Below are 20,588 nucleotides of genomic sequence, written 5' to 3' on the forward strand. Positions count from 1 at the left end.
GGCTAGAAAGATAGGAGTGTTTATGAAACTATTATTAACCATTTTATATAGCGTGGCTATCGGCTACAACCTCTTGTACTTGGCTTATAATGTCCAGCGGACGTCGATGTTCAACCTCTTGTGGTCGGTGGTCATTATCATCGCCTGTTCGATCAACCTCTACTTTCTTTGGAAAAACAAGCAGCAGTCCGAATAGGGACTGCTTTTGCTTTGTGGTATAATAGGACTATTAAACATACAGGAAGAATATCATGTCACAAATTATTGAATTACCAGAGATTTTAGCCAACCAGATTGCGGCGGGCGAGGTGATTGAACGTCCAGCCAGCGTGGTCAAGGAGTTGGTGGAGAACTCGATTGATGCAGGTGCGAGCCAGATTGAGATTCGCATTGAAGAAGCTGGACTCAAATCCATTCAAATCACAGACAACGGAGAGGGGATTGCTCCTGACCAAGTGGCATTGGCCCTGCGACGTCATGCGACCAGTAAGATTAAAAATCAGGCAGACCTTTTCCGCATTCGGACTTTGGGTTTTCGTGGTGAAGCCCTGCCGTCGATTGCCTCTGTCAGTCACATGACCATTGAAACGGCGACAGACCAGCACGCTCATGGTTTGCGTCTGGTTTCCAAAGGCGGAGTGATCGAGTCGGAGGAGCCGATCAGCCGCCCAGTCGGCACCCAGATGATCGTTTCGGACCTGTTTTACAATACACCAGCCCGTCTCAAGTATGTCCGCAGTCAACAAGCGGAGTTATCGCATATCGCAGACATCATCAACAGACTGAGCCTGGCCCATCCTGAAATTTCCTTTATCCTAGTTAACGAAGGGCGAGAATTGATGCGTACGGCAGGAACAGGTAAACTTCGTCAAGCTATTTCAGGCATTTACGGCATCGCTTCTGCCAAAAAAATGGTGGAGATTGAGGCGGAAGACCTGGATTTTCGTGTATCGGGTTATGTTTCCTTGCCAGAATTGACTCGTGCCAACCGCAACTATATTTCCATTTTCATCAATGGTCGCTACATCAAGAATTTCTTGCTCAATCGTGCTATTTTGGAAGGCTACGGCAGCAAGCTCATGGTAGGTCGTTTTCCGCTGGCTGTGATTTCCATTGAGATTGACCCCTATCTTGCTGATGTCAATGTCCATCCGACTAAGCAAGAGGTCCGCATCTCCAAGGAAAAGGAACTCATGACCCTGATTCGCGAGGCTATTTTCAAGGCTCTTAAGGAACAGGACCTGATTCCTGACGCTCTTGAAAACCTTGCCCAGTCTAGCACCCGTCCGAGGGTAAAGGTCAAGGTAGAGCAGGGAACCTTGCCTCTCAAGGAAAGTAATCTTTACTATGATACCCTTAAGCAGGATTTCTACTTAAAACCAGAAGTAGTTTCCGAGGAAATCAAACCCTTGGAAGAAGACACCGGCTTGACAGAAAAGACAAAAGAAGTTGACAAGTCTGTCAACATCAAATTTGCGCAGAGATTAGAAGAGGAACTGGAAGATCTCGACCATCCCCACCTGTCTTCAAAAGAATTGGCTAAATTAGCAGATAAACTAGACCAAGAGGAAACCTCAACCTTTCCAGAATTGGAATACTTTGGGCAGATGCACGGGACTTACCTGTTTGCACAAGGGAAGACAGGATTGTACATCATTGACCAACACGCCGCACAGGAGCGGGTCAAATATGAATATTATCGGGAAAAGATTGGTCAGGTAGATAACTCCGCCCAGCAGTTATTAGTACCGTATATCTTTGAATTCCCTCAAAATGATGCCATGAATCTGATTCACAAAATGGACGCCCTCCGTCAAGTTGGTGTCAACTTGGAAGAGTATGGTGTCAACCAGTTTATCTTGCGGGAGCATCCTATCTGGATGAAGGAAGAGGAGATTGAGTCAGGTATTTATGAGATGTGCGATATGTTGCTCTTGACCGATCAGGTGTCCATCAAGCAGTATCGGGCAGAGTTGGCTATCATGATGTCCTGTAAACGGTCAATCAAGGCCAACCATGCTTTGGATGACTATTCAGCACGCGACTTATTGCGGCAATTATCGCATTGTCAAAATCCTTATAACTGCCCGCACGGCCGTCCAGTTTTAGTTCATTTTAGCAAATCGGATATGGAGAAGATGTTCCGTCGCATTCAGGAAAATCATACGAGTCTACGTGAACTAGGCAAGTATTAACATAGTTGACAAAGAGTTGACACACTAGTAAAGGAAGTATATGTACGACTATATCAAAGGAATTTTAACAAAAATCACTGCAAAGTATATTGTAGTAGAAACGCATGGAGTAGGTTATCTCTTGCAGGTGGCCAATCCCTACGCTTACTCTGGGCAGGTCCACCAAGAAGTGACTGTCTATACGCATCAAGTGATTCGTGAAGATGCTCATTTGCTTTACGGATTTATGACAGAAGCTGAAAAATCTGTTTTTCTCAGCCTGATTTCTGTTTCAGGCATCGGTCCGACAACAGCTCTAGCGATTATTGCAGTTGATGATAACGACGGTCTGGTGCGGGCTATTGAGCAGAAGAATATTACCTATCTGACCAAGTTTCCAAAAATAGGCAAAAAAACAGCCCAGCAAATGATTTTGGACCTGGAAGGCAAGTTTGTCATGAGTGAAGAAGCGGGTCCTGTTCAACAAGTAGCACCATCCAGTGAAAATATCGCCCTCGATGAAGCTATGGAGGCTATGGAAGCTCTTGGCTACCGTCCAGCCGAACTCAAGAAAATCAAGAAATTCTTCGACGGTACCAACGACACCGCAGAAAACTACATCAAGTCAGCCCTCAAAATGTTGATGAAGTGATAGGATACTAAGGCGTTAAACGATACAAAGCAAAATAGGAAAGCTGACGCAGATGCTTTGGCATCTAGGAAGTCTTTATCTTTTTGCAAAGTATCGTAGCCGTGTTCAAGTAATAAGATACAAAGGACGTAAAGGACAAAGAGAAAATAGACGGGCGAACAGAAATTTTGCTAGAAATTTCGTTGTGAGGCCTCCGCAATGACAGCTAGGTAAGAGGCGAGTTTTAACGACGCCTCTTGCCAGATGTCAACTGCGTTATTCGGTGATATTTAGGATTTAGGGTTATGTTTCTCACAGTCCTTAGTCCGTGTTCAATTAACGTACTAATATGATGGTTAAAAAGTTTTGTTTTGTTACTCAAAGTTTGAGTCAACATCTCAGCGCAGTGGTTGATTGGCAGATTTGTTCGTGTTTCACACTTCAAATCTGACCTAATCAACTGTGCGGGGGCAGGAAGACGAATTCTTTTTTATCTGTAGAATTCTTTCCTGCTCCCACTACGGCAATCGCTATTTGCGACTTGCCTAGTTACCTTACTAACTCGCCACAAAAATAATATCGATTTTTGTGGCTCATGTCGTGTCCAGATACTAAGGAGTTAGGTGAAACGAAGCAAGTAGTGACTTTCTTTGTTTTTACTGCAACTTTTAGTAGGTCTCTAGTGCATCTTAGTTATTCCCGATAAGGAGTTTCTATGTCCCGTTGTGCTTGGGTCAATCCCAATAATCCCTTATATATTGCTTACCATGATGAAGAATGGGGCAAGCCGCTTCATGATGAGTGGGCTCTGTTTGAGTTGCTCTGCTTGGAGTCCTATCAAGCTGGACTTTCTTGGGAAATTGTCCTCAACAAACGCCAGGCTTTCCGCTCTGCCTTTTTCAACTTCGATGTTCAAAAGGTTGCAGCTATGACAGACAGTGAGTTGGATAGACTGCTGGCTAACCCATACATCATTCGTCACAAAGCTAAGCTGTATGCAACCCGTACCAATGCTCAGGCCTTTCTTCGAGTACAGGAGGAGTTTGGGAGCTTTGATCATTATCTCTGGGATTGGGTTGGCTTTACACCGATTGACAATCCTGTCAAGTCCTTCCGAGATTTGCCGACCAAGAATGCCCTGTCCGAACGCCTGTCCAAAGATTTGAAAAAACGAGGCTTCAAATTTGTCGGTCCTGTCTGTGTTTATTCTTATTTACAGGCGGCGGGTTTGCTGAATGAGCATGAGGTAAATTGTCAATATAAATAAAATGAGCGGAATAATCCAGCTCATTTTTTGTAGAATTTTTCCAACTCGATACGCATGGTTTCTAATAAAGTTTCTTCCTGAGTTAATTCAAGAATTGTCAATCCTTGATCAATTAATTCCTGATTGTTCTGACAGATTCCCAGTCGAATGGAAGAAAAGCCAAGTCGGTCATAACGTTTGGTTTGTTTGGCAAAATCATATGCAAGGCAAGTAATTTTTTCGCATTCCTTTAGGCGATGGTTATAAAGGTAGATGGTGGCTAGGTTGCTCAACAAGCTGTGTTTGGTATCAGAGATTTGAGAATAATCCGTATATTTTTTAAGGCTGTCTATAATCTTATTGGTAATGTCTGGCAATTGCTCTAGAGGAAAGTGAAACAAAATAGCATTGAGCATCTTTAGGTCACGCTCATACCAAGTATCTTACTTTTCAAGCATACTCCACATTTTCTGAGTAACAATTTGCTGTTCTTGGGACGGCTGTAAAAAAACCATGTTCGCGGACAGCAATCCCAACCGTTACCATGTCAAGGATATATTCGATAGGTATATCGTGATGCGTCTTTAGATGTTTTTCGCATTGTTCACGAATATCCTTTAGATTAGAACGGTTTGATGACGAGCTGTAATGATATATTCTATTGAAAATAGTCTGTCGTAAGCTGGGTTGATACAGGTTACAGATATACCGAAATTCTTCTAAGCTCATATTGATTTGATCCAGTAAGAAAATCATATTTTCAAACTTAGGCATGGATTGATTGTTCTTAATTTTAGCAAGAGTTGTTCGTGAAAGAACATTTCCACAGACTTGTTCCTGTGTCAGTCCCTTGGACTCTCTAATCATTTTATAAATACTTCCAAAATCCCAACGCATAATGCCTCCAAAATATGAATAAAGTGTACAAATTTACTAATCGCTACAGTTTTATTGTATAATAATATACAAAAAAGAGGTGAGATTTATGAACTGGTTCAAGAAAAAATTTCCATTTGTTGTAGCCTATCTGCTGGTACCTACCCTAGTTTATGAGTGGCTAGGCATGACAGGTGTAAATTATGCTTCGGAGTATTCAGTCGTGTATGCCATGCACTGTCTCGTTCTAATTATTGCGATAACCTTTGTTTACCTCACTCGTTTTCATCGATGAAAGGGATAGGCTGGAATCGAAGAAATAGACTCTATTATTTATCAAAATCTCTTGAAAATTCAAGAGATTTTTGACATTTTATGATACAATGAACCAGATTGTGACGGATTTACGAATGAATAAATGAGCAGGTAACTGTATCTTTATCAGAGGAGGAATATGAAAGCAGAACTAATCGCAGTTGGGACAGAGATTTTGACAGGTCAAATCGTTAATACAAACGCCCAGTTCCTTTCGGAGAAATGTGCAGAGCTTGGAATTGATGTTTACTTCCACACAGCTGTAGGGGATAATGCAAGCAGGCTTTTGTCTGTTCTGGAGGTGGCTAGCCAACGCAGTGATTTGGTTATCTTGTGTGGAGGTCTGGGTCCAACGGAAGATGACTTGACCAAGCAGACCTTGGCGGCCTTCTTAGGTAGAAACTTGGTTTTTGATGATGAGGCTATGGAAAAATTAGACCGCTTTTTTGCCAGTCGGCCAGGTCGTGTCCGTACGCCTAACAATGAACGTCAGGCACAGATTATTGAGGGAAGCTTTGCCTTGCAAAATCCAACTGGTTTGGCAGTTGGAGGCATGATTGAGCAAAATGGGGTGTCCTATGTTGTCTTACCGGGTCCGCCTAGCGAACTCAAGGCTATGTTTACAAGAAGTTTACAGCCCTTGCTTATTCAGTCAAGTCAACAACTCTACTCTCGTGTCCTACGCTTTTTTGGAATAGGGGAAAGTCAGTTGGTGACTGTTTTGGCAGATTTGATTGACAAGCAAACAGACCCGACTCTTGCTCCGTATGCAAAAGTTGGAGAAGTCACGCTTCGATTATCTACCAAGGCAACCAGCCAAGAAGTTGCAGATCAACGTCTGAATCAGTTGGAAGAAGAAATCTTGCAACGTGACAAACTGGCAGATTACTTCTATGCCTATGGTGAAGAAAATAGCCTGGTACAAACGGTAGCGGATCGGTTGGTGGCGAAACAAGAAAGCATAGCCATCGTGGAGCAAGGTACAGGTGGCCTCTTGCAGGCTGAATTGAGCCTGGCTCTGGAAAATCAGGCTTATTTTAGCGGTGGGAAAGTCATCGGTCAGCAGGGAACAGGTTCGGGCAGGTGCTGGGAAGAAGCTGGTCGCATTCGGCAGGATTTGCAAGCGGATTTGGGGTTGTCTGTGTCGGTGCGTATCAAGCCTGAATCGACAGAGGACAACGTCATTGCCAAGGTTTGTCTTGCTCTGGCAAGTACCTCTGGGATTGCCCAAATGGAGGTGGACCTGGGAGGGTATTCCTGGAGTCACATTCGTCAATTGGCAGTGATGCAGGCCCTTGATTTCGTGCGAAAAACTTTGTGAAACAGTAAAACTTTGCTATAATGGATTGATTACAAAAGAGGAGAAAGAAATGGCAAAAAAACCTGGTAAAAAATTAGAAGATATTACGAAAAAATTTGGTGATGAGCGTAAAAAAGCGCTCGATGATGCCTTAAAAACAATTGAAAAGGATTTTGGTAAAGGTGCCATTATGCGCCTTGGTGAGCGGGCTGAGCAAAAAGTGCAAGTAATGAGTTCAGGTAGCTTGTCCATTGATATTGCCTTGGGTGCTGGTGGCTATCCTAAAGGCCGTATCATTGAAATTTATGGCCCTGAGTCATCAGGTAAAACAACCGTTGCTCTTCATGCGGTTGCACAGGCGCAAAAAGAAGGTGGAATTGCTGCTTTTATCGATGCGGAGCATGCCTTGGATCCGGCTTATGCGGCAGCTCTTGGTGTCAACATTGACGAGTTGCTCTTGTCACAGCCAGACTCTGGTGAGCAAGGTCTTGAAATTGCAGGCAAGTTGATCGACTCTGGTGCAGTTGACTTGGTTGTTGTGGACTCTGTTGCTGCCCTAGTCCCACGTGCAGAAATCGATGGTGATATCGGTGATAGTCACGTTGGTTTGCAGGCTCGGATGATGAGTCAGGCTATGCGTAAGTTATCGGCTTCTATTAACAAAACCAAAACCATTGCAATCTTTATCAACCAGTTGCGTGAAAAAGTGGGTGTTATGTTTGGTAACCCTGAAACAACACCTGGTGGCCGTGCGCTGAAATTCTATGCATCAGTTCGTATGGATGTTCGTGGTAATACACAAATCAAGGGTACTGGTGACCAGAAAGATCAAAACGTCGGTAAAGAAACCAAGGTTAAGATTGTGAAGAACAAGGTAGCTCCTCCATTTAAGGAAGCTGTCGTGGAAATCATGTACGGTCAGGGGATTTCACAAACTGGTGAGTTGATTGAAATTGGTAGCAATCTTGGCATCATACAGAAAGCAGGAGCTTGGTACTCTTACAACGGTGATAAGATTGGTCAAGGTTCTGAAAATGCTAAGAAGTTCTTGGCAGAAAATCCAGCTATTTTTGAAGAAATTGATCGCAAGATTCGTGTGCATTATGGCTTGATTGAAGATGACCAAGCGGAAGTTCAAGAAGACACTGCTCCAGCTATCGACAGCGTTGAAGATGTTGTTTTGGACTTGGACGGTGGCATCGAATTGGAAGACTAAGGAAGAAGTTTGGGGAAACCTAAACTTTTTTCTCTCATTTTTTAGGAAAACGGTTGAAAAAGAGGAAATTCTCCTAAAAAATCTAAAGAAATCGAAAAATAGGTCTTCAGACTGAGTTAGAATGTGGTATAATGGGCTATAATGTGTATAGGACGATGTAGCAAAGGAGTGCCTACATGATTAAAATTTATACTGTTTCTAGTTGTACAAGTTGCAAAAAAGCAAAAAATTGGCTGAATGCTCACCAGCTATCTTATAATGAGCACAACCTCGGTAAGGAATCCATTACCAAGGAAGAAATTTTGAATATCTTAACAAAAACAGAAAATGGGATTGCTTCAATCGTTTCTTCAAAAAACCGTTATGCCAAAAGTTTGGAATGCGATATTGAAGAATTAAGCGTCAGTGAAGTGATCGATTTGATTACTGAAAATCCGCGTATCTTAAAAAGCCCAATCTTAATTGACGAGAAACGCCTGCAGGTTGGTTATAAAGAAGACGATATTCGCGCTTTTCTTCCTCGCTCTGTTCGGAATGTTGAAAACGCCCAGGCAAGAATGAGGGCAGCTCTATAAGATGGATGGAAAGAACTCTGTTTTAAAGGGTTCTTTTCTGCGTTCTTATTGAGTTTTAAGCGCTTTTATGCTATAATGAATAGAATATAATAAAGAAGAAAGAAGGTGTGTGTATGGGATTTACAGAAGAAACTGTCCGTTTCCGTTTAGATGATACCAATAAACAAGAAATCAGTGAAACCTTGACCAATGTGTATCGCTCGTTAGACGAGAAAGGGTATAATCCAATCAACCAGATTGTTGGCTATGTATTGAGTGGAGACCCAGCTTACATACCACGCTACAATGACGCTCGTAATCAAATCCGTAAGTATGAGCGCGATGAAATCGTAGAAGAATTGGTTCGCTTCTACTTGAAGAACAACGGGATTGACCTCTAATGAGGATTATGGGATTAGATGTCGGTTCAAAGACAGTTGGTGTTGCCATTTCAGACCCACTTGGATTTACCGCCCAAGGTCTGGAAATCATCGCAATCGATGAAGAAAAGGGTGTCTTTGGATTGGACAGACTGCGCGAGCTGGTTGAACAATACAAGGTAGAAAAATTTGTTATTGGCTTGCCCAAGAACATGAACAATACAAGTGGTCCCCGAGTGGAGGCCAGTCAAGCCTACGGTTCCTTGGTTGAAAAGGAGTTTCAACTCCCAGTTGATTACCAGGATGAACGTTTGACTACAGTGGCTGCCGAGCGTATGCTGATTGAACAGGCAGATGTCAGCCGCAATAAGCGCAAAAAAGTTATTGATAAATTGGCTGCCCAGCTGATTTTACAAAATTATTTAGATAGAACATTTTAAGGAGAATACCATGTCACATCATCATGACCATGACCACGATCACAACCACGACGAGCGCGAAATGATTACCCTCGTTGACGACCAAGGAAATGAAACCCTGTTCGAGATTCTTTTGACTATCGATGGCCAAGAAGAATTTGGTAAAAACTATGTCTTGCTTGTTCCTGCTGGAGCAGACGAAGATGAGAACGGCGAGATTGAAATTCAAGCTTACTCATTCATTGAAAATGAAAATGGTACGGAAGGCGACCTTCAACCAATCCCAGAAGATGCGACTGCAGAGTGGGATATGATTGAAGAAGTTTTCAACAGTTTCATCGAAGAAGAAGGCTAAACAGAAACGGTTGCGAAAGCAATCGTTTTTTGTGTAAATTTCAGAAAATCATCTTGTCGATACTGGATTACTTTAGTATAATATTAAAGAGAAAAAGGTTTTGGAGTAGTGCTATGGACGACAAGGGATTCGGAAGACGCTTGCGGCAATTGCGGCGTGAAAAGGGCTTGACCATGGAACAGCTGTGCGAGGATGAAAAAGAAATCTCTGTCCGTCAATTAGGAAGGATTGAGGCTGGAAAATCCAAGCCAACCCTATCTAAGATGAATAGTATTGCCAAGCGCTTGGGAGTCAGTCTCTATCAGTTGATGCCTGACTACAAACCCTTGCCTGCCGCCTATCTCCAAATCAAGTATGACTTGCTGCGGACACCGACTTATGGTCATCCAGACTTGCTGCAACAGCGGGCGGACTTGCTTCAGACGGTGTATGAGGACTACTATGATGACTTGCCTGAGGATGAACAGGTCGCCTTGGATGCCCTCCAATCCACCTATGATGTGATCGAGACCAAGACCAGTGATTTTGGGCATGGCATCATTGCTGAATATTTTCATCAAATTCAGATCAAGGATCGATTTAGCCTCAATGACTTGCTGATTATCCGACTGTTTGTGGAACATGTGCGCTATCATCCAGATTATTCAAACGCCAAAGAGCAACTCTTGGCACTGATTAAGACCTTGCTGACGCAGCAAAATCATTTGGCCAAGGCCGATTTGTTTGTTTTGCGAGACCTCTTGTTTGCGATTGTTGGTCTTTTGGGAAATTGGCATGTCCATCATCCGATGCCGGATCTATTTGAAGCGATTGATCGTATCATGCAAGCCACCCAGGATTTTCAGAAAAAAGCTATCTTGTCCATGTTGCGCTGGAAATACGCCCGACATGTGGAAAAATCAGAAGAGCAAGCCTTTCATTATTATCAAGAAGCCATTGCTTTTGCCCAGTTGATTGGGAATTCGCATTTAGTAAAGCAATTGGAAGAAGATTGGAAAGAGGAGACCCAGTAACAGGACATTTATGTCCTGTTCTTTTTGTTATGGAAACAGTACACTAGTGGCAAAAAGAAAAGGAGTTTGCTTCTCATGTTTGTATTCTTATCTAGTCTGACAGCTGTATTGACCAATTGGAAGGATTGGTGGATTTCCTAGTTGACCTTTCTTTTGCAAAATTACCCGCAACTTGCTAGTATAGTAGGATGGAGGTGGCAGGTGAAAGAATGGTTAGATGGAAAACAAGGTCAGGTTTTCCGCTTTAAAGAAGAAAAGATGCGCTATGCCTTGGAACTCTTGGGCAATCCGCAGGAGAAGGTGCCACTTGTCCATGTGGCTGGGACCAACGGAAAAGGGTCGACCCTTGCTTTCTTGCAAAAAATCCTAGAAAGTCATGGACTCTGTGTGGGGCGGTTTGTCTCCCCCCACATGGTGACCATCGAGGACCGTATCTTGATACAATCAGAGCCGATTCCTACTCCTCGATTTTGGGAATTGGTTAGGCAAGTGCATGATTTAGAGGTAGCAGTCGCGCAGGTCTATGAGGGCTTTCGATATTTTGAAGTAATGGTTCTGGTCATGTTTCTCTATTTTCAAGACCAGGATTTGGACCTAGCGCTGATTGAGGTGGGTATTGGTGGTCTGCATGATTCGACCAATGTCATTGATCCGCTAATGAGTTTGATTACTTCAATCGGTCTGGATCATCAGGACTTGTTGGGCGAGACGATAGAAGATATTGCTTATCAAAAAGCAGGGATTATCAAACCACATCGTCTAGTCCTCCTGGGTGATTTGCCGCTAGAAGCCCAGCAGGTATGTCTGCAAGTTGCTAGCGCTAAGGAAACGGAAGTCTATCAATTTGGTCGTGATTTTGGTTGGAATGAAGATTTATTCTGGTCAGAGGGTGTAGAAATCCATTTGGATCAACTTGGTTTGCAGGGGGATCATCAGCGCAAGAACGCAGCACTTGCTGTGGAGGCCAGTCGTTTGCTCTTGCCTTTGTTGGGGAAAGAATGGAAGAGAGAATGTATTGCGTTAGCTTTGGCAGAGACAAGCTGGATGGGGCGCTTGGAATTGTTAGTGTCAGAACCTGCAATTTATCTAGATGGTGCCCATAATCTGCCGGCTATTGAGAGCTTAGTGGCTTTTATCAAAGAGGAGGATGGTCCTCAGACGATTCTTTTTTCGGCTTTGAAACGCAAGGATTTTCAAGAGATGCTAGCTTGTTTAGAAAGAGAATTGCCGGAGGCGACGCTTGTTTTAACAAGTTTTTCATATGATGGGGCTGTAAAAAAAGAGGATTTGCAGTGGCAGGGGGCCTGGGCTGAGGACTACCAAGGTTGGTTAGCAACCTGGCTCAAAGAGGGGCAAGGCAGACTGTTTGTGACGGGTTCTCTCTATTTTATCTCAGAAGTTCGAAAATGGCTCTTGGATCAAAAAAAATAAGAAGTTGGATGGCGAATGTCATCCTTTTTTCGAATAGATAAGTATGGAAACAAGAATACCCTATCAAACTGAGTCCCAGCCAAAGGTGACGGGATGGTATAGCTTTCGCCAGTTGGAACAATTGGCCCAGGTAAGGGAAATCAGGGAGAAGAGTGACAAGGAGCAGTCTTTTTGATATAATGATTGAGATTATAGCAAGGAGAAAACTATGACGGAATTCATTGCTTCTCATTCAGAAGATAGCCATTTGTCACGTACAGAAAGAAGAAAAAGGGCAAGCCGTGCTGTTGAAGAACCTACGGACTTCAACCCCAAAGATTACAAGGTCGCAGTTTGGTTGCCACTTTTTTGGAGCTTATTGTTGAGTCTTTTGAGTGTTGCCAATCCCTTTTTGACCTTTTTAGCGTCTAATCTTCAAAGCCAGAATCTGTATGCTGGTGTAGCCATGCAAGCTGGCCAAGTTCCTTACAGTGATTTCTTTGGGACTAGCGGGATTCTGTTTTATCTATTGACCTACTTGGGGAGCTTTTTTCAAACCAGCATCGGTTTGGCGCTTCTCCAATTTCTCTGTCTGGTCATTGCAGGGATTTATCTTCATAAGATTTTAGCCTATTTTGCGCGTTCAAGAGAGGTTGCGAATCAGTTGCTTAGCTGGTTCTACCTGTTGATTGGGGCCCTGAACATAGGTGGGATTACGGCTCCTTTGTATGCCTTGCCGTTTGTCTTGACCTCGGTATGGTTCTTGGTGCGGTATTTCGAAAGGGCTGTAAAGGATGAGAGCTTTATCCTATTTGGAATTGATGCAGCCTTGGTTTTCTTGATTTATCCCAAGGCCATTATCCTCTGGGTGGTGTCTCAGTTGGTCCTTTTGGTCTTCAATACCCGTCACCGTCAGCTTGCAAGGGGGATTTATCAAACCTTAGCTTCTATTTTTGGCTTCCTTTTGGTCCTATACTCTGTCGGCTACTATACCTTTATTGAACAGATTTTGGGTTTGGCTATCCAACAGACCTTCCTCTTTAACTTTGACTTTAGCTTCCAGTTGCAGTCATCGCTCTATCTGGCTATCTTTTTGCTAGTTTCAGGTATTTTTAGAGGAATTTTCCAATCTCTTTTCCTCCCCAATCGTGCCTCAAATGCCTTTATTCGCGTATTTGTCCTACTGACCATGCTTTTGCAGACTGTTTTCATCGTCTATAATGCCAATGGTGACTGGAGTCAGGCGACGGTTTTGGTACCTTATGGCCTCATTTTAATTGCCATGAGTCTTAAGGAAGAGGAGGAGAGAGAAGACTTTTCTTACCTTGGCTGGTCCTTCTATCTGCCCCTTCTAGTCGTTGGATTTTTCATCGGGCAGCCGTTTTACCAGTACATTACTCAGGATTATGTTCGTGAAGAGAGACAAGAGGTGGCGCGGTACATTCAGGAAAACACTAGCCAGAGCGACCTTATCTTTGCTTGGGATGATAGTGCCCTTCTGTATCTATCTGCCCAGCGCTTTTCATCGGCAACGGTTATCACCGCTGAACCTTATTTGGAAACGGAGTTGAGCAAGTCAACCCTTGTCTATGATTTGAACCGGACCAATGCTAAGTATATCTTGGTCAACAAGGATATACCGGTTTTGGAGGAGGTTCAGGCTACCTTGGACTCCTCTTATTCGGAGTTGGATTTGAATTTGACGCAGTTCCGTTTATATGAAAAAAATAATTGAAAATGATTGCAAATGCAGTCATTTTTTTGCATTATGAAACTATATATAGTGCATGTCAAACATTTTTAAAAAAAATTCCACAATATATTGATTAATTGTTTGTGAAATGTTACACTATAACCAGTGAAAAATGGAGGCCAGTCAGATGAATGTGCGAGAAAACGACTTAGAAACCTTGGATTTGGTTGTCTTGAAACGAGATGGTCGGACGGTGTCCTTTGATGAGCAAAAGATTTTTTCTGCTCTTTCGCGGGCCAATCAGGAGTTAGAACATCCAGTGTCAGAGGCTGGTTTGCAGCTGGTTTTAGAGGCAAGCTTGCAAGAGATTGGACGCCGTTTTACAGGCGATATCCAGATTTATGAAATCCAAACCATTGTGGAGCAGGAGTTGCTCAAGGCTCATTTGTATGAGCTGGCAGAGCGGTATATCCAGTACCGAACCCAGCGAGATTTTCGTCGACATCAGGCGACCGATATTAACTTTGAAATTCACAAGTTGCTGAGCAAGGATCAAGCCTTGGTCAATGAAAATGCCAATAAAGATGCGGATGTGTTCAATACCCAGCGGGATTTGACAGCGGGGATCGTTGGAAAATCCATTGGCCTCAAACTCTTGCCTGCCCATGTGGCCAATGCCCACCAAAAAGGCGATATACATTATCATGATTTGGATTACAGCCCTTATACTCCCATGACCAACTGTTGCTTGATTGATTTCAAGGGGATGTTGGCTCAGGGCTTTAAGATTGGGAATGCGGATGTGGAGAGTCCCAAGTCGATTCAGACGGCTACGGCACAGATTTCGCAGATTATCGCCAATGTATCCTCTAGTCAGTACGGAGGTTGCTCAGCTGATCGCATCGATGAGGTGCTAGCTCCCTATGCGGAACTCAATTATCAGAAACATTTGAAGGAAGCAACGGACTGGGTTTTGCCAGACAAGCAGGAAGATTATGCGCGTGCCAAGACTCAAAAGGATATCTACGATGCCATGCAGTCTTTGGAGTATGAGATTAACACCCTCTTTACTTCCAATGGACAAACACCTTTTACCTCGCTTGGTTTTGGCCTCGGAACTTCCTGGTTTGAACGGGAAATTCAAAAGGCCATTCTCAATATTCGTATCAAGGGCCTGGGGCGAGAAGGTCGAACAGCTATTTTTCCAAAGTTGATTTTCACAGTCAAGCGGGGCTTGAACTTGGAGCCTGATTCGCCAAACTATGATATCAAGCAGCTGGCAGTAGAATGTGCAACCAAGCGGATGTATCCAGATATGCTATCTTATGACAAGATTGTTGAGTTGACAGGTTCCTTCAAGGTGCCAATGGGCTGCCGCTCTTTCCTTCAAGGTTGGAAAGATGAAAATGGGCAGGATGTGACATCTGGTCGTATGAACCTAGGTGTCGTGACTGTCAATCTGCCACGGATTGCTATGGAGTCTGCAGGAGATATGGATAAGTTCTGGGAAATCTTTGCAGAACGTATGGCCATTGCCAAGGATGCCTTGGTTTATCGTGTGGAACGAGTAAAAGAGGCGATACCTGCCAATGCACCGATTTTGTATCAGTATGGGGCATTCGGCAAGCGACTGGCCAAGACCGATGCGGTGGATGAGGTTTTCAAAAATCGCAGAGCGACCATTTCGCTGGGTTATATAGGACTCTATGAAGTGGCGACAGTTTTCTACGGTGGGCAGTGGGAGGAAAATCCAGAAGCCAAGGACTTTACGATTGCCATTATCAAGCGGATGAAGGAATTGACAGAGGCTTGGTCGGACCAATACGGCTATCATTTCTCTGTTTATTCGACCCCGTCTGAGAGCCTGACGGATCGTTTCTGCCGCTTGGATACGGAGAAGTTTGGTCTGGTTGAAAACATCACCGACAAACAGTATTACACCAACTCTTTCCACTATGATGTACGGAAAAATCCGACTCCCTTTGAAAAACTGGACTTTGAAAAGGTCTATGTGGAGGCAGGTGCCAGCGGTGGCTTTATCCACTACTGTGAGTACCCTGTCTTGCAACAAAATCCAAAGGCCTTGGAGGCTGTTTGGAACTATGCCTATGACCGTGTGGGCTATCTGGGGACCAATACTCCGATTGATCATTGCTACGCCTGTGATTTTGAGGGGGACTTCGAGCCGACAGAGCGTGGTTTCAAGTGCCCAAACTGTGGCAATAGCGATCCTAAAACAGTTGACGTGGTCAAGCGGACCTGTGGTTACTTAGGCAATCCGCAGGCCAGACCCATGGTCAAGGGTCGCCACAAGGAAATTATTTCCCGTGTCAAACACATGAACGGGTCTAGTTTATAAAGAATGGACATGAGGGCTTCCGTAGTTTTGAGGAACTACGGAAGTTTGTTATAATAGTGGAAACAATTAATAGCTCTGCTATTTCATCGTCATCCAGTTTATCTTTTATTACGTCGTTAACTCGCTTTGCCGTACGCCAGTACTGCCTACAGCTCGTTGCCTAGTACTAAAAGTAAACTGAACGACTACATAAAAAGGAGAAAATAATGGGAAAATACCAATTAGACGACAAGGGCAAGGCCTTGGTGGCACGCTATCATGAGAAGAATTCCAATGTGAAACAGGACAAGAAGGCGCGTGTGCAGGAATTGCTCAAGCAAGCCAAGAATAAGAAAAAATAATATGGATTTTACAGATATCAGCATTCTCCATACTAATGATATGCATTCCTACATGGAGAATTTTCCAAAGAAGGCGCAACTGATTGCGGATATTCGAGCTCGTAATGAGCAAAAAAGGGTTCCGACCTTTGTCTTTGACAGCGGCGATCTTTTTTCGGGCAACATCTTTTTCAATATGTACCGAGGGGTTAAGGAAATCGAGCTAATGAATCAAATTGGTTGCCAGGCCATGACCTTGGGGAATCATGAATTTGACCATGGAGATGAGTTGCTCAGTCGCTTGGATGACTTTGCCCAGTTTCCAATTGTGTCTTCTAATCTCTGCTACCGTGACGAGGAGGCGGCTGATGAATTGGTGCCGCTTGAGGATGTCCTTGAATTTGATATGAATGGGAAAAACCTCTATGTCCTCGGTTTGACGACTCTGGAAACCCAGGAGGTTGCTTCACCGTCGGAGAATGTGATTTTTGAAGACCATAAACAAGCTCTGCGGCGATTGGTGGACCAGATTGTGAGCCAGAATTCATCGGCTCATCTGGTCGTACTCAGTCACCTAGGCTATGATGAAGATGTGAATTTGGCCAAGGATTTCCCAGAAGTCAATGTGATTTTGGGTGGACATACCCACACAATCTTGAAAGAACCAACTCAAGTAGGGAGCGTCAGCATTTGCCAAGCAGGTCAATACGGTCGCTTTGTCGGTCATCTATCCCTGCGGTGTTTTGCAGACGGGCGACATGAAGTCCTGGCCTATGACTTGATTGAGGTGGAAAAACTGACCCAAGAAGACAGGGCGGTCAAGGCCATTATCGACCAGATGAAATCGGAACGTGACGCAGCTTTTTCCAAACCGATAGCGACTTTACCTCAGGCGCTAGATGGAGAACGAGACAGCATTCGTCAAGGGGTATCCAGTCTAGCTCCTGTCATTTGTCAGGCCCTGTTTGAGCGGGGCGGTCAGTTGGGTTTGCAGGCGGACGGTGCGGTTATCAACGGCTTCGGCATTCGGGCTTCCTTGTCGGCAGGACCGATTTACTACTCAGACTTAGTTAAGGTCTTGCCCTTTTCCAAACGTGTCCTGCTGGTTGCTATCAAGGGCAGTGATTTGGTGACTAGCTTGCAGACCGGCCTCCACCCTCAGATGTGGGGCATTATCCCAGACGGTGAGGGTTTTATGGTTAATGGCAGAGCAGTCGAGCCAGACAAGGTCTATCAGATTGTGACCAACTCTTTTGTCTGGAGCGGCAAAGACAACTATGACGATTTCCACAAGGCAGAAATTGTGCAAGACTTGGGCCTGGATATTGACATTATCAGCGAATTTTTCAAGAGACAATATGGAGGCTAGTATGGAACTAAGAAGACCAACTGTGGCAGATAAGGAAACGATTTTGGATATGTTGGCCGAGTTTGAAGCAGCAGGCTCTGCTATGGACGGAGGCTTTATCTCCAAAGATGTGGACTTTGAAGACTGGATTTTGCGAAACCAAGATTATGAAGCAGGCCTAAACCTACCAGACGGTTTTGTTCCTTCCATTCAATATGTATCATTTGACCAAACAGGTCGAGCCCTTGGTTTTCTTAGTTTACGCCTACGGCTCAACGATTTCCTGCTCAATAAAGGCGGTCATATTGGCTATTCCATTCGCCCGACCGAGCGTGGAAAGGGCTATGCCAAGGAACAACTGCGACTCGGTTTGCAGGAAGCTGCAACCAAAAATATTTCCAAGGTCCTCGTGACCTGCTCGACAGACAATCAAGCCAGTCGCCGCACGATTATATCCTGTGGCGGTAGCCTAGAAGATGTCCGCGAAGGAGTAGAGCGTTACTGGATTGGCTAACAGAAGGAGGTAGCTATGACGGAAAAGAGCTGGAACAATCCCAAACCAGGCGAGTGGAAGAGTGAGGAGCTCAGTCAGGGACGGATTATGGACTACAAGGCCTTTAATTTTGTGGACGGCGAAGGCGTGCGGTGCTCCCTCTATGTCAGCGGCTGCCTCTTTCACTGCCCCGGTTGCTACAACGTTGCCACCTGGTCCTTCAAGGCCGGGATTCCCTACACCAAGGAGCTGGAAGATCGCATCTTAGCAGACTTGGCTCAGCCCTATGTACAGGGTCTGACCCTCTTGGGTGGCGAGCCCTTTCTGAACACAGGTACGGTCCTCCCACTCGTCAAGCTAGTTCGGGAGGAATTGCCAGACAAGGATATCTGGTCCTGGACAGGCTACACATGGGAAGAATTGATGCAGGAAACGCCAGACAAGCTAGAGCTACTCAGTCATTTGGATATTCTCGTAGATGGCCGCTATGACAAAAGCAAACGCAACCTCATGTTGCAATTTAGAGGCTCTTCCAACCAACGCATCATTGATGTGCAAAGGTCGCTCAAACAAGGAAAGGTAGTTATTTGGGAGAGGTTGGAGAAATGATGGGTATTCATTTATCTCCCAGATAATTTGAGCTAAAAGCAAACAATAATAACCAGTTGTCCTCTTTGCCTGGGCAGCTGGTGTTTTTTGATCAAAGATGACCAAATAGACATTTTGACATGCAAAAAGCCTTGCAGGACAAGGCTTCGGAGATATATGAAAATCCTCCCTGTAGGGATCGAACCTACGACCCACGGATTAAGAGTCCGCTGCTCTGCCAGCTGAGCTAAGGAAGGGCAAAATAAAAATGCTGTATTGGTACCGGTTATTCAAAGATTGTATTGATCCCGCACGCTAAAAGCAGGTGGGTGACGTGTTTCTGACTTAGTTGCTTCTGGGTGAACCAGCCTGCATACTGTCAAAAGATCTTTGTCTCCCTAGTAATACAAAAATAGTCGGTCAACACATAGGTATGAATTCGTATACCACAGCAGTTCTTATTTATGATTTAATATTACCATATTTTTTGGAAAAATCAAGAGAAAATCGGCAAAAAATGTAAGCGGTGTCGCAAAAAACTAGTTGCGCTAGCTTTTGAGGCTAACTTTTCCCTTTCAGTTGTTTGATTTTTTCTTGGGTCATGCCCAAGGCACGCTCGTATTTTCCGGTGTTGTTGGCGGTGAAGTAGTCTGCATTCAGTAACTTATCGGGCAGGTATTGTTGGTCCACCCATTTTTCAGGATAGGCATGCGGATACTGGTAGCCAATGGCATTTCCCAGCTCCTTACTACCAGCATAATGGCCGTCTCGCAGGTGATTTGGAATAGGTAGATGACCGTTTTTCCGTAAATCAGCCAGAGCTGCATCCATAGCTAGATAGGCAGAATTGGACTTGGGAGAAAGAGCCAAATCGACTACTACATTGGCAATCAAAATGCGTGCCTCTGGAAATCCGATTTTCTGGGCAGCTTCAAGGGCAGTCACCGTATGAATCTGAGCCTCTGGATTGGCCAAGCCGATGTCTTCATAGGCAATGACCGTCAAGCGACGAGCCAGACTAGGCAGGTCTTCCGCCTCAATCAAACGGGCGGCGTAGTGGAGGCTGGCATTGACATCGCTGCCTCGAATAGCTTTTTGCAGGGCTGAGAGAATGTCGTAGTGGGCATCGCCGTTCTTGTCCATGCTGATGTAGGACTTTTGCAGGCTATTTTCCACAGCGTCTAGATCAATGTGGCGACTACCGTCGTCACTTTCCTTGGTCGATAGCACAGCCAGTTCTAGCGAATTGTAAGCAGCACGAAGGTCACCGTTGGTAGCATTAGCTAGGAAGTCCAGAGCCTCAGGCTCAATGGTAACAGGAAAATCAAAACCGCGTTCGCTGTCTGTCAGAGCCAGTTCCAAGGCTTGTCGGATGTGGCTGGTTTGCAAAGGCTGCAATTCAAAAATCTGTACCCGACTGCGAATGGCAGGTAAAATTGAGAAGAAGGGATTTTCAGTCGTTGCCCCAATCATGATGATATTGCCATTTTCCAAAAGAGGAAGCAGAAAGTCCTGTTTGGTCTTGTTGAGGCGATGAATCTCATCGAGCATGAGGACCAGGCCACCAGAAAACTTGGCTTCTTCAGCGATTTCCTGCAGGCGTTTTTGGTTGTCGGTCGTGGCATTAAAGGTCCGAAAGGCATACTTGGTCGTACCAGCAATGGCGGACGCAATCGAGGTCTTGCCAATCCCCGGCGGACCGTAGAGAATCATGGATGACAGCATATTGGCATCAATCATGCGACGGATAATCTTTCCAGGACCGACTAGGTGTTCTTGACCGATGACATCATCAATGGATTTGGGCCGCATACGAAGGGCGAGATTGGCTGGCATAGGCTTCCTTTCAGTGCATTTATGGTATAATCATTATACTACAATTTTAGGATTTGGAGAGA

Annotated in this window: 22 protein-coding genes, 1 tRNA gene and 1 other RNA gene; 19 read left to right on the forward strand and 5 right to left on the reverse strand. The window is 44.5% G+C overall.

All coding sequences use genetic code 11. The annotated features are described in order from the left end of the window. Positions 1-22 precede the first annotated feature (22 nt). The 4 genes from JNG37_RS03995 (at position 23) to JNG37_RS04010 (ending at position 4,072) form a co-directional block, all read left to right on the forward strand. Positions 23-196: a hypothetical protein gene (locus JNG37_RS03995; protein ID WP_187321620.1), complete on the forward strand. Its 174-nt coding sequence runs from the start codon at positions 23-25 to the stop codon at positions 194-196. A gap of 55 nt (positions 197-251) precedes the next feature. Continuing rightward, a complete protein-coding gene (gene mutL, locus JNG37_RS04000; RefSeq protein ID WP_158456231.1) occupies positions 252-2,195 on the forward strand; it encodes a DNA mismatch repair endonuclease MutL in 1,944 nt (647 codons plus the stop codon). A gap of 40 nt (positions 2,196-2,235) precedes the next feature. Beyond that, on the forward strand, positions 2,236-2,826 hold the full coding sequence (ruvA, locus tag JNG37_RS04005) for a Holliday junction branch migration protein RuvA (protein ID WP_158456233.1): 591 nt from the start codon (positions 2,236-2,238) through the stop codon (positions 2,824-2,826). Positions 2,827-3,520: 694 nt separating this feature from the next. Continuing rightward, on the forward strand, positions 3,521-4,072 hold the full coding sequence (locus JNG37_RS04010) for a DNA-3-methyladenine glycosylase I (protein ID WP_158456237.1): 552 nt from the start codon (positions 3,521-3,523) through the stop codon (positions 4,070-4,072). A gap of 20 nt (positions 4,073-4,092) precedes the next feature. On the opposite strand, the gene JNG37_RS09850 is transcribed toward JNG37_RS04010, so the two are convergent. Both JNG37_RS09850 and JNG37_RS09855 read right to left on the reverse strand, forming a co-directional pair. Continuing rightward, positions 4,093-4,467: a hypothetical protein gene (locus JNG37_RS09850; protein ID WP_238336251.1), complete on the reverse strand. Its 375-nt coding sequence runs from the start codon at positions 4,465-4,467 to the stop codon at positions 4,093-4,095. Positions 4,468-4,501: 34 nt separating this feature from the next. Further along, positions 4,502-4,948, reverse strand: coding sequence for a helix-turn-helix domain-containing protein (locus tag JNG37_RS09855; RefSeq protein WP_238336252.1), 447 nt, complete (start codon positions 4,946-4,948; stop codon positions 4,502-4,504). 88 nt (positions 4,949-5,036) lie between these two features. On the opposite strand from JNG37_RS09855, the gene JNG37_RS04020 reads away from it, so the two are divergent. The 15 genes from JNG37_RS04020 to nrdG all read left to right on the forward strand — a co-directional run bounded on the left by JNG37_RS04020 (position 5,037) and on the right by nrdG (position 18,711). After that, positions 5,037-5,222, forward strand: coding sequence for a hypothetical protein (locus tag JNG37_RS04020; protein ID WP_158456239.1), 186 nt, complete (start codon positions 5,037-5,039; stop codon positions 5,220-5,222). Between the two features lie 159 nt (positions 5,223-5,381). Next, positions 5,382-6,563 (forward strand): competence/damage-inducible protein A, encoded by a 1,182-nt coding sequence (locus JNG37_RS04025; protein ID WP_158456241.1) that lies wholly within the window; start codon positions 5,382-5,384, stop codon positions 6,561-6,563. 49 nt (positions 6,564-6,612) lie between these two features. Next, positions 6,613-7,758, forward strand: a complete 1,146-nt coding sequence (gene recA, locus JNG37_RS04030) for a recombinase RecA (protein WP_158456243.1) — start codon at positions 6,613-6,615, stop codon at positions 7,756-7,758. Positions 7,759-7,934: 176 nt separating this feature from the next. Then, entirely contained in the window at positions 7,935-8,333 is a 399-nt protein-coding gene (gene spx, locus JNG37_RS04035) for a transcriptional regulator Spx (protein ID WP_158456245.1), read from the forward strand. Positions 8,334-8,446: 113 nt separating this feature from the next. Beyond that, positions 8,447-8,713 (forward strand): IreB family regulatory phosphoprotein, encoded by a 267-nt coding sequence (locus JNG37_RS04040; protein ID WP_158456247.1) that lies wholly within the window; start codon positions 8,447-8,449, stop codon positions 8,711-8,713. Continuing rightward, positions 8,713-9,132, forward strand: a complete 420-nt coding sequence (gene ruvX, locus JNG37_RS04045; RefSeq protein WP_158456249.1) for a Holliday junction resolvase RuvX — start codon at positions 8,713-8,715, stop codon at positions 9,130-9,132. Before JNG37_RS04040 ends, ruvX begins: the two co-directional genes overlap by 1 nt. A gap of 10 nt (positions 9,133-9,142) precedes the next feature. Continuing rightward, positions 9,143-9,466 (forward strand): DUF1292 domain-containing protein, encoded by a 324-nt coding sequence (locus tag JNG37_RS04050; protein ID WP_158456251.1) that lies wholly within the window; start codon positions 9,143-9,145, stop codon positions 9,464-9,466. Between the two features lie 113 nt (positions 9,467-9,579). Then, on the forward strand, positions 9,580-10,479 hold the full coding sequence (locus tag JNG37_RS04055; RefSeq protein ID WP_158456253.1) for a helix-turn-helix domain-containing protein: 900 nt from the start codon (positions 9,580-9,582) through the stop codon (positions 10,477-10,479). 201 nt (positions 10,480-10,680) lie between these two features. Further along, the gene (locus tag JNG37_RS04060) at positions 10,681-11,910 is read left to right on the forward strand and encodes a bifunctional folylpolyglutamate synthase/dihydrofolate synthase (protein WP_261979842.1); all 1,230 of its coding nucleotides are present in this window, start codon (positions 10,681-10,683) and stop codon (positions 11,908-11,910) included. Positions 11,911-12,118: 208 nt separating this feature from the next. Continuing rightward, positions 12,119-13,624 (forward strand): quinol oxidase, encoded by a 1,506-nt coding sequence (locus tag JNG37_RS04065; protein ID WP_238336253.1) that lies wholly within the window; start codon positions 12,119-12,121, stop codon positions 13,622-13,624. Positions 13,625-13,769: 145 nt separating this feature from the next. After that, positions 13,770-15,941 (forward strand): anaerobic ribonucleoside-triphosphate reductase, encoded by a 2,172-nt coding sequence (nrdD, locus tag JNG37_RS04070; protein WP_158456255.1) that lies wholly within the window; start codon positions 13,770-13,772, stop codon positions 15,939-15,941. Between the two features lie 206 nt (positions 15,942-16,147). Then, positions 16,148-16,282 carry a hypothetical protein gene (locus tag JNG37_RS09980; RefSeq protein WP_014638808.1) on the forward strand — a complete coding sequence of 45 codons (135 nt, stop codon included), beginning with the start codon at positions 16,148-16,150 and terminating at the stop codon, positions 16,280-16,282. A gap of 1 nt (position 16,283) precedes the next feature. Continuing rightward, positions 16,284-17,630 carry a bifunctional metallophosphatase/5'-nucleotidase gene (locus tag JNG37_RS04075; protein WP_158456257.1) on the forward strand — a complete coding sequence of 449 codons (1,347 nt, stop codon included), beginning with the start codon at positions 16,284-16,286 and terminating at the stop codon, positions 17,628-17,630. 1 nt (position 17,631) lies between these two features. After that, entirely contained in the window at positions 17,632-18,123 is a 492-nt protein-coding gene (locus tag JNG37_RS04080) for a GNAT family N-acetyltransferase (protein ID WP_158456259.1), read from the forward strand. 15 nt (positions 18,124-18,138) lie between these two features. Beyond that, the gene (gene nrdG, locus JNG37_RS04085) at positions 18,139-18,711 is read left to right on the forward strand and encodes an anaerobic ribonucleoside-triphosphate reductase activating protein (RefSeq protein ID WP_158456261.1); all 573 of its coding nucleotides are present in this window, start codon (positions 18,139-18,141) and stop codon (positions 18,709-18,711) included. 163 nt (positions 18,712-18,874) lie between these two features. On the opposite strand, the gene JNG37_RS04090 is transcribed toward nrdG, so the two are convergent. From JNG37_RS04090 to JNG37_RS04100, 3 genes are all read right to left on the reverse strand, one after another. Beyond that, positions 18,875-18,947 (reverse strand) — tRNA-Lys (locus tag JNG37_RS04090). 7 nt (positions 18,948-18,954) lie between these two features. Further along, a non-coding RNA gene (gene ssrS / locus JNG37_RS04095) (6S RNA) lies at positions 18,955-19,148 on the reverse strand. A 103-nt stretch (positions 19,149-19,251) separates the two neighbouring features. Then, a complete protein-coding gene (locus JNG37_RS04100; protein WP_158456263.1) occupies positions 19,252-20,526 on the reverse strand; it encodes a replication-associated recombination protein A in 1,275 nt (424 codons plus the stop codon). Positions 20,527-20,588: the final 62 nt, after the last annotated feature.

The organism is Streptococcus suis (assembly GCF_016775005.1).
In the GTDB taxonomy this organism is placed as follows: domain Bacteria; phylum Bacillota; class Bacilli; order Lactobacillales; family Streptococcaceae; genus Streptococcus; species Streptococcus suivaginalis.